The organism is Cupriavidus sp. HMR-1, from assembly GCF_000319775.1.
Taxonomy (GTDB): domain Bacteria; phylum Pseudomonadota; class Gammaproteobacteria; order Burkholderiales; family Burkholderiaceae; genus Cupriavidus; species Cupriavidus metallidurans.
The window spans coordinates 1-9,344 of sequence record NZ_ANKP01000276.1 but is presented as its reverse complement, the minus strand read 5'-3'; the positions used below and the strand labels follow the sequence as shown (position 1 = coordinate 9,344).

The following is a 9,344-nucleotide window of genomic DNA, read 5'->3' as shown; positions in this document are numbered from 1 at the left end:
CCCCGCCAGTGCCGCCGGCGGCGCCAGGAACAGGATCGGCAGGATCAACAGCAACAGGCATACGGCGGTGATGACGCGGGTAAGGAGCATGTGCGCTGTGGGTTCCCGTGAGTTTGTTGGGGGTTCGATGCGTCAGGCTGTGCCGGACAGGCCTGGCGCCACCAGCTGCGCGCTGGTCCGTCCGAAGCGCCGCTCGCGCTGACGGTACGAGGCAAAGGCCTTGTCCAGCTCGGCGGCATCAAAATCCGGCCAGAACGTTTCGGTGAAATACAGCTCCGTGTAGGCAAGCTGCCAGAGCAGGAAGTTGCTGATGCGCTGCTCTCCGCCGGTGCGGATGAACAGGTCCGGCTCGGGCGCGTAGGCCATGGCCAGATGCGGTGCCAGAACAGACTCGTCAATCGCGTCCGAATCGAGCAGCGGCGAACGCGCCAGCATCTTGCGCATCGCCTGGAGCAGATCCCAGCGGCCGCCATAGTTGGCGGCGATCGTCACGGTCAGACCCGTATTGCCTGCCGTGCGCGCCTCGGCATCCTTGATCGCCTGCTGAATGCGCGGGCTGAACCGGCTGAGATCACCGACCACGCGCAGGCGAATATTGTTGGCGTGCATCCTGACCACTTCGCGACGCAAGGCGGTCATGAACAAACGCATCAGGAAGGACACCTCGTCGGCAGGCCTGCGCCAGTTTTCGGAACTGAATGCAAACAGCGTCAGGTACTGCACGCCACGCGCGGCGCACGCCTGCACGATCTCGCGCACCGCGTCCAGGCCACGGTTGTGGCCGGCCACGCGGGGCAGATGACGCTGCGTCGCCCAGCGACCGTTGCCATCCATGATGATGGCAACGTGCCGAGGCACATAAGTGGTATCGGGAACGCCTAGCGTCGAACTGATGTGCTGCATGGATTCGCGGACGATATCCGGCAACCCTGGCGGCTCGGCCGCCAGGACGGCCTTACACCGTCATGATCTCCTTCTCTTTCTCGGCAACGAGCTTGTCGATTTCGGCCACGAACTTGTCCGTGAGCTTCTGCACTTCGTCCTGACCGCGACGCTCGTCGTCCTCGGAAATAGCCTTGTCCTTGACCAGCTTCTTGAACTGCTCGTTGGCGTCGCGGCGCAGGTTGCGCACGGCCACCTTGGCGCCTTCGGCTTCGCCCTTGACCACCTTGGTCAGCTCCTTGCGGCGCTCTTCGGTCAGCGGGGGCATCGGCACGCGGATCACGTCGCCCATCGTGGCCGGGTTCAGGCCCAGATCGCCGTCGCGGATCGCCTTTTCCACAGCCTGGACCATCTTCTTTTCCCAAGGCTGCACGGAGATCGTGCGGGCGTCGGCAAGGCTGACTGCAGCCACTTGGCTGATCGGCACCATCGAGCCGTAGTAATCCACCTGAACATGGTCAAGCAGGCCGGTATGCGCGCGGCCGGTACGAACTTTCGCCAGATCGGCCCTGAAAGCTTCGATCGACTTCTGCATCTTCTGCTCGACGCTCTTCTTAGTGTCGGCGACGGTCATGATTACCTCCGAAAAACGGCCAGACATGATCCCGCCCAGCGGGATCGAAAATGAAACATTCTACTCTGAGGAAGGACCGAATCCGCATCCAGATGCGGTCCCCGCCTCTTAAACGTGCACCAGCGTGCCCTCGTCCTCGCCCAGGATCACGCGCTTCAGTGCGCCCGGCTTGACGATCGAAAACACCTTGATTGGCAGCTTCTGATCACGGCACAGCGCGAACGCGGTGGCGTCCATGACCTGCAGGTTGCGGGAAATGGCTTCGTCGAACGAGATGGTCGTATAGCGCGTGGCGCTTGGATCTTTCTTGGGATCGGCGGTATACACGCCGTCCACCTTGGTGGCCTTGAGCACGATTTCGGCACCGATTTCAGAGCCACGCAGCGCCGCGGCCGTATCGGTCGTGAAGAACGGGTTGCCGGTGCCGGCGGCGAAGATCACCACCTTGCCCTCTTCGAGCTGGCGAATCGCGCGCGGGCGGATATACGGCTCGACGACCTGGTCCATGCGCAGCGCGGACTGCACACGGCCTTCGATGCTGGCGTGGCGCATCGCGTCCTGCAAGGCCAGCGCATTCATCATCGTGGCCAGCATGCCCATGTAATCGGCCGTGGCGCGGTCCATGCCGGCAGCACCGCCAGCAACACCGCGGAAGATATTGCCGCCGCCGATGACCACCGCGACCTGGACACCCAGCTTCACGATTTCGGCAATGTCATTGACCATGCCCTCGATGGTGGCACGGTTGATACCGAAGGCATCGTCGCCCATCAGGGCTTCACCGGACAATTTCAGAAGGACGCGCTTATAGGCAGGCATGTTCACCTCGGGCTGGTTCTTGATCGCTCGTTTGAACGGAGGGTGGGCGCGGGCGGCACGAAGCATCTGCGCACCGGCCGCGCAAAAATACGGATCGCTTGACTGAGACAAGCCGGTTTTCGCTGTCATCTGCCTGCAACATCTGTCAAAAGACGCGCGAAATGCCGGTGACTGCGAAAACTGGCTGGTGCGGCGCCACTGAAGGCCGCACTTGTGCAGAGGGGCACCTTGCGGCGCCCCTCTGCATTATACGGTGGCCAGGTGGTCACCCCTCAAGGGGGAAACCCGCCCAGCCACCAGGACATCAGGCCTTCTGGGCGGCGGCCACCTGGGCAGCCACTTCAGCAGCAAAATCGTCCTGCTTCTTCTCGATGCCTTCGCCAACCACGTACAGCGTGAAACCCTTCACGGTCGTGTTGACGCCCTTCAGCATCTGTTCCACGGTCTGCTTGTCGTTCTTCACGAACGACTGGTTCAGCAGCGAAACTTCCTTCAGGTACTTCTGGACCGAACCTTCCACCATCTTGGCGACGATCTCGGCCGGCTTGCCCGATTCGGCAGCCTTTTGCTCGGCGATGCTGCGCTCCTTGGCGATCAGCTCGGCGGGCACCTGGTCAGCCGACAGCGACACCGGCTTCATGGCGGCCACGTGCATGGCGACGTCCTTGGCGGCGGTTTCGTCGCCATCGAACTCGACCATCACGCCAATACGGGTGCCGTGCAGGTACGAAACCAGCTTGCCACCGTTGGTGTAACGCTGGAAGCGGCGGATCGTCATGTTCTCGCCGATCTTGCCGATCAGCGCCGAGCGCACGGCGTCGACGGTCGAACCGTCCATTTCCAGCGCCGACAGAGCAGCCACATCGGCCGGGTTCTGCTTGGCGACCAGCTCGGCAACCTTGGCACCGAAGCCCAGGAAGTCGTCGTTCTTCGACACGAAGTCGGTTTCGCAGTTCAGTTCGACCAGCGCACCCGTGGTACCGTCGATGTACGAAACCACGATGCCTTCTGCGGTCACGCGCGAAGCAGCCTTGCTGGCCTTGTTGCCCAGCTTGACGCGCAGCAGTTCTTCAGCCTTGCCCAGATCGCCGTCGGCTTCCGTCAGGGCCTTCTTGCATTCCATCATCGGCGCGTCGGTCTTCGCGCGCAGTTCTGCAACCATGCTTGCGGTAATTGCCGCCATTTGTCACTCCTTGATTGGTTCGGGCCGACTGCCCAGCACGTCGCGCGTGGCAGCCGGCCGGGATCAGATCCACTTCAGTCCGGCTTCACCCGCGGCGAATGGTATCCGCGGCGGATGACAACAAATTCTGTTTGCAAAAAGGGGGCGCCAGCTGTGCCCCCTTTTTTAGTTGCCGCAAGGCAGGCGTCAGTGGCCGGTGTGCCCCGGCCTCAGACGCCAGCGGGCAATCAGCCTTCCTGGACTTCGACGAATTCGTCGTCGCCGCGTGCGGCTTCCACGACTTCCTGAACCGCGTTCGCGCGGCCTTCCAGGATCGCGTCGGCCACGCCGCGCACGTACAGGGCCACGGCCTTGCTCGAGTCGTCGTTACCCGGGATCACGTAGTCGATGCCTTCCGGCGAGTGGTTCGTGTCGACCACACCGATCACGGGGATGCCCAGCTTGTTGGCTTCGGTCACGGCGATCTTGTGGTAGCCGACGTCCACCACGAAAATGGCGTCAGGAATACCGCCCATGTCCTTGATGCCGCCGATGGACTTTTCCAGCTTTTCCATCTCGCGCTCGAACATCAGCGCTTCCTTCTTGCTCATGGTTTCCAGCGCGCCGGCTTCCTTGGCGGCTTCCATGTCCTTCAGGCGCTTGATCGAGATCTTGACGGTCTTGAAGTTCGTCAGCATGCCGCCGAGCCAGCGGGCGTCGACGTAGGGCATGCCAGCGCGACCAGCTTCTTCAGCCAGGATTTCGCGCGATTGACGCTTGGTACCCACGAAAAGCACGGTGCCGCGGTTTGCTGCCAGTTGGCGCACGTACTTCAGCGCGTCCTGGAACATCGGCAGGGTCTTTTCGAGGTTGATAATGTGGATCTTGTTGCGGTGACCGAAGATGAAGGGGGCCATCTTCGGGTTCCAGAAGCGGGTCTGGTGGCCAAAGTGGCAACCGGCTTCCAGCATTTCGCGCATAGTCACGGACATGAGAGGTGCTCCAATAGGGTTTGGTCTGAAGTCCGCCCCGACATTCCTGAAAAGGAACACCCCGGATGGGCGGACCAGCAATTTACAAAAAAGTGATTTCTGACCCGCCTGAGCCACCGCAACGCTTGTCGAGCAGCCCGGAGCAAGTCAGCCCGCGATTGTAGCAACAAAGTCGGGGTCGGCTCAACCCCCTTGGAAATCGACCAAGAGCAGGCCGCCCCGCCGCCGTCAATCGGACAATTCCCCGTGTTCCCCCTGCTTTCCCGTCACGATGGTGCGATAATCCCGTCTTGCGAATCGTTTCCGGCGCAGCCTGTGGCTGAGCCGTCACTTACAGGCAAAGCAGCATGAGCATCCATATCAACACCGCCGAAGACATCGCCCAAATGCGCGTGGCTTGCCGCCTTGCCTCCGAGGTCCTCGACTACATCACCCCGCACGTGAAGCCCGGCGTCAGCACCGGCGAACTCGACCGCCTCTGCCACGCGTATATGCGCGACGTGCAGGGCACCGTGCCGGCGCCGCTGAACTATGCGCCCCCCGGTTACCCGCCCTTCCCTGGCGCCATCTGCACGTCGGTCAACGACGTGATCTGCCACGGCATTCCGGGCGACCGCGTGCTGAAGACCGGCGACGTGGTGAATCTCGACATCACCGTGATCACCAAGGAAGGCTACTACGGCGACACGAGCCGCATGTTCGTGGTCGGCGAGGCGTCGATCCTGGCCAAGCGCCTGTCCCAGATCACTTACGAATGCATGTGGAAGGGCATCCAGCAGGTGCGTAACGGCGCGCGCCTCGGCGACATCGGCCATGCCATCCAGACCCATGCCGAGGCCGCCGGCTATAGCGTGGTACGCGAATATTGCGGCCACGGCATCGGCAAGGTCTTCCACTCGGACCCGCAGATCCTGCATTACGGCCGTCCAGCCACTGGGATGGAGATCAAGACCGGCATGATCTTCACGATCGAGCCGATGATCAACGCAGGCAAGCGCGATATCCGCACGATGCCTGACCAGTGGACCGTCAAGACGCGCGACCGCAGCCTGTCGGCCCAATGGGAGCACACCGTGCTCGTGACCGAAACCGGCTACGAAGTGCTGACGCTTTCCGAAGGCTCGCCGTTGCCGCCAGCATTCATCACGGAAACCGTGGCGGCCTGACGCCGCAACGTTCGCCAGGGCGCCAACCACGGCGCCCTTTCTTCTTGCAGCCGTGCCCACGACCTCCATCGACCCGCCCATGGACACCACGCCGGAACTGCTGCTCTGCCAGCGCATTCGCGACAAGCTCAAGGCCGACAAGCAGGCGCTGTTCGCCGAATTCGACGCGAACAACCAGGTCAACCCACTCGTCACCAAGCTGCGCCGCGCCGTCGACGTCGCGCTGACTGACGCCTGGACTGGCCTGGAACTGCCCGGCGACGCCGCCCTGGTGGCGGTCGGCGGCTATGGGCGCGGCGAGCTGTTCCCCTACTCCGACGTCGATGTGCTGCTACTTCTGCCCGGCGATCCCGACGCGGAAACGGCAGCGAAGCTCGAGCGCTTTATCGGCCTATGCTGGGACCTGGGCCTCGAGATCGGCTCGTCGGTGCGCACGGTCGACGACTGCATCCGCGAATCGGCGGCCGACATCACGATCCGCACATCGCTGCTTGAGGCACGTCTGCTGATCGGCAACAAGGCGCTGTTCAAGTCCTTGCAGACGCGCTATCAGGCCGATATGGATGCGGCCGACTTTTTCCAGGCCAAGCTGCTGGAAATGCGTCAGCGACATGCCAAGTACCAGGACACGCCGTACGCTCTGGAACCGAACTGCAAGGAAAGCCCGGGCGGCTTGCGCGACCTGCAAGTCATCCTGTGGATGACCGAGGCCGCCAGGCTCGGCGACAGCTGGAAGCAACTGTTCGAGCGCGGCCTGCTGACCGAGCGCGAAGCGCAGGAACTCACCCGCAACGAGCGCCTGCTGCGCACGATCCGCGCTCGCCTGCACCTGCTGGCCGGCCGCCGCCAGGACGTGCTCGTGTTCGACTTGCAGACGGCGCTGGCCGAGGCATTCGGCTATCGGCAGACCACGAACAAGCGCGCCAGCGAACAGCTAATGCGCCGCTACTACTGGGCAGCCAAAGCGGTCACGCAGCTCAACAGCGTGCTGCTGCTGAACATCGAGGCGATGTTGTTCCCGAGCGAGTCGATGGTCACGCGCGAGATCAACGATCGTTTCGTCGAACGCCAGGGAATGCTGGAGATCACGAGCGACGATCTCTACGAGCGCAATCCGCACGCGATCCTGGAGACGTTCCTGCTCTATGAGCGCACGCCCGGCGTGAAAGGCCTTTCGCCGCGCACGCTGCGCGGGCTCTACAACGCGCGCACGGTCATGGACGCCAGCTGGCGCAACGATCCGGTGAACCGTCGCCTGTTCCTGGCCATCGTCCAGGAACCGCAGGGGATCACCCATGCGCTGCGCCTGATGAACCAGACCAGCGTGCTGGGCCGCTACCTGATCAATTTCCGACGCATCGTCGGCCAGATGCAGCACGACCTGTTCCACGTCTATACCGTGGACCAGCACATCCTGATGGTCGTGCGTAATATGCGCCGCTTCGCGATCGTCGAGCATACGCACGAGTTTCCGTTCTGCAGCCAGTTGATGGCTGGCTTCGACCGCCCTTGGGTGCTGTGGGTGGCGGCACTGTTTCATGACATCGCCAAGGGCCGTGGCGGCGATCATTCGAAGCTCGGCACCGTCGATGCCCGCCGCTTCTGCAAGCAGCACGGCATCTCGCGTGAAGACACGGACCTGATCGCGTGGCTGGTCGAGCATCACCTGACGATGAGCCACGTCGCCCAGAAACAGGACCTGACCGACCCCGACGTGGTCAAGGCATTCGCCCAGGTAGTGGGCAACGGGCGCTATCTGACCGCGCTGTACCTGCTGACCGTGGCCGATATTCGTGGCACCAGCCCGAAGGTCTGGAATGCCTGGAAGGGCAAGCTGCTCGAGGACCTGTACCGCATCACGCTGCGCGTGCTCGGCGGCGCGCGGCTCGACACACATTCGCTCTGGGCACAGAAGCGCGACGACACGATCGCCCAACTGCGACTGAAAGCATTCGATCCCGAACTGGCCAAGCCACTGTGGGACAAGCTCGACATGTCGTTCTTCATGCGGCAGGACGCTCGCGACATCGCCTGGCTCACGCGCAGTCTGTTCAACAAGGTGAACAGCCCCAACCCCGTGGTCAAAGCGCGCATTTCGCCGGCGGGCGAAGGTCTCCAGGTAGCGGTCTACGTCAAGGATCAGCCCGATCTGTTCGCACGTATCTGCGGCTACTTCGAGCGCAAGGCCTTTTCGATTCAGGACGCCAAGATCGAGACCACGCGCGACGGTTACGCGCTGGATACGTTCCAGATCACGGACCCTGGTCTTGCCGGTGACTACCGCGACATCCTGACGCTCGTCGAGCACGAACTCGGTGAGCGCGTGCGGCTGGAGTGCCCGCTCCCCGACCCTGCACAAGGACGCCTGTCGCGCCAGTCGCGCAGTTTCCCCATCAAGCCGCGCGTGGACCTGCGTCCCGACGAGCGCGGCCAGTATTACCTGCTGTCGGTATCCGCCAACGACCGCACCGGCCTGCTGTACGCGATCGCGCGCGTGCTGGCCAAACATCGCGTGTCCGTGCATTCGGCACGCATCAATACGCTCGGTGAACGCGTGGAAGACGTGTTCCTGGTCGACGGCTCGCGACTGGCCGCCGACAACCGATTGCAGATTCAGCTTGAACAGGACCTGCTCGACGCGCTGGCCATCTGAGGCCGGCACGCCGGTAGTTGAAACGATATGACCGATAGCAATACGCCCGGCCGCAAGACGCTGGGCATCAAGACCACTTCCTCCGGCACAACGCGCAAGGCGAGCCGCCCCGTGCGCGTGTCTGACCTGAACCGCAAGCGTGTCCAGGAAGTGGTCACGGGGATCAAACAGGCCAAGAACCGCGCCTCCGACAAGGACAAGCGCAAGGCTGGGCCGGCCGATGGCGCGCCGCGCAATGAGCGTCAGGATCGACCGGCGCGACCGGCACGTCCGCGCCCCGCCGAAGGCGAGCGGGCACCTCGCCGTTTTGCCGAAGGAGAACGGGCACCACGCCGGTTCAGCGATGAGGAGCGCCCGCAGCGCGAGCGCCGGTACGGCGATGACAACCGCCCCGCGCAGCCGCGCCGCTATGGCGATGACAATCGCGCCGAGCGTCCGCGTCGGTTCAGCGATGAGAATCGCGCCGCGCCCCCCCGTCGCTTTGGCGACGAGGAACGCCCCCAGCGTGAACGCCGCTATGGGGATGACAACCGCCCCGCGCAGCCGCGCCGCTATGGTGACGACAATCGCGCCGAGCGTCCGCGTCGGTTCAGCGATGAGAATCGCGCCGCGCCCCCCCGTCGCTTTGGCGATGAGGAACGCCCCCAGCGTGAACGCCGCTATGGGGACGACAACCGCCCCGCGCAACCGCGTCGCTATGGCGATGACAATCGCGCCGAGCGTCCGCGTCGGTTCAGCGATGAGAATCGCGCCGCCCCGCCCCGCCGCTTTGGCGACGAGGAACGCCCCCAGCGTGAACGCCGCGCTGGAGACGACAATCGCCCCGCGCAACCGCGCCGTTATGGCGACGACAATCGCGCCGAGCGTCCCCGTCGGTTCAGCGACGAGAATCGCGCCGCGCCGCCCCGTCGCTTCGGCGACGAGGAACGCCCCCAGCGTGAACGCCGCTATGGGGATGACAACCGCCCCGCGCAACCGCGCCGCTATGGCGACGACAATCGCGCCGAACGTCCCCGCCGCTACGGCGATGACGAAC

7 protein-coding genes and 1 pseudogene are annotated in these 9,344 nt (G+C 63.6%); 3 read left to right on the top strand and 5 right to left on the bottom strand.

Going from position 1 to position 9,344, the window contains the following annotated elements; all coding sequences use genetic code 11:
- Nucleotides 1–132: 132 nt before the first annotated feature.
- From D769_RS29505 to rpsB, 5 genes are all read right to left on the bottom strand, one after another.
- Complete coding sequence (locus D769_RS29505) at nucleotides 133–903, bottom strand: isoprenyl transferase (protein ID WP_008652272.1); 771 nt, start codon at nucleotides 901–903, stop codon at nucleotides 133–135.
- A gap of 52 nt (nucleotides 904–955) precedes the next feature.
- Nucleotides 956–1,516 (bottom strand): ribosome recycling factor, encoded by a 561-nt coding sequence (gene frr, locus D769_RS29500; RefSeq protein ID WP_008652270.1) that lies wholly within the window; start codon nucleotides 1,514–1,516, stop codon nucleotides 956–958.
- Between the two features lie 108 nt (nucleotides 1,517–1,624).
- Complete coding sequence (gene pyrH, locus D769_RS29495) at nucleotides 1,625–2,335, bottom strand: UMP kinase (RefSeq protein WP_008652269.1); 711 nt, start codon at nucleotides 2,333–2,335, stop codon at nucleotides 1,625–1,627.
- A gap of 304 nt (nucleotides 2,336–2,639) precedes the next feature.
- Nucleotides 2,640–3,518: a translation elongation factor Ts gene (tsf, locus tag D769_RS29490; RefSeq protein WP_008652267.1), complete on the bottom strand. Its 879-nt coding sequence runs from the start codon at nucleotides 3,516–3,518 to the stop codon at nucleotides 2,640–2,642.
- 227 nt (nucleotides 3,519–3,745) lie between these two features.
- Nucleotides 3,746–4,489 carry a 30S ribosomal protein S2 gene (gene rpsB, locus D769_RS29485; protein ID WP_008652266.1) on the bottom strand — a complete coding sequence of 248 codons (744 nt, stop codon included), beginning with the start codon at nucleotides 4,487–4,489 and terminating at the stop codon, nucleotides 3,746–3,748.
- Between the two features lie 347 nt (nucleotides 4,490–4,836).
- Here rpsB and map point away from each other — a divergent pair, with 347 nt between their 5' ends.
- From map to D769_RS29470, 3 genes and pseudogenes are all read left to right on the top strand, one after another.
- Entirely contained in the window at nucleotides 4,837–5,655 is an 819-nt protein-coding gene (gene map, locus D769_RS29480; protein ID WP_008652265.1) for a type I methionyl aminopeptidase, read from the top strand.
- Nucleotides 5,656–5,734: 79 nt separating this feature from the next.
- Entirely contained in the window at nucleotides 5,735–8,308 is a 2,574-nt protein-coding gene (locus D769_RS29475) for a [protein-PII] uridylyltransferase (protein WP_008652264.1), read from the top strand.
- Between the two features lie 27 nt (nucleotides 8,309–8,335).
- Nucleotides 8,336–9,344: pseudogene (locus D769_RS29470) on the top strand (16S rRNA pseudouridylate synthase); the annotation flags it as partial.